A 297-nucleotide genomic window follows, 5' to 3' on the forward strand; every position below is an offset into this window, starting at 1 on the left:
CGCAGGACGATCATTATTCACCGGCTATCCGGGACGCTATTGCCTATCTGAAAGCGCACTACCGGGAAAAAATCTCGTTGAGCATGGTTGCGCAGGCGGTCAACTTCAATGCGGAATATTTCAGCCGCCTGTTTGTACGCGAAACGGGGATGAACTTTACGGTTTATCTGAACAGCCTGCGGATGCGCCAGGCGGTGGAACTGCTGGAGCATACCGATAAAAAGGTGTATGAGATTGCGGAAGAAGTAGGGTATTCCAGCCTGAGCTATTTCTCTACCGCCTTCAAAAAAAGCTTTG

1 protein-coding gene is annotated in these 297 nt (G+C 50.2%); it reads left to right on the forward strand.

All coding sequences use genetic code 11. The features are described 5' to 3' along the window. On the forward strand, positions 1 to 297 hold a 297-nt coding region (locus tag H6B10_RS16035; RefSeq protein WP_204652427.1), incomplete at both ends, for a helix-turn-helix transcriptional regulator.

The sequence above is a fragment of the Gemmiger formicilis genome (assembly GCF_016901605.1).
GTDB classification, from domain to species: Bacteria; Bacillota; Clostridia; order Oscillospirales; family Ruminococcaceae; genus Gemmiger; species Gemmiger formicilis_B.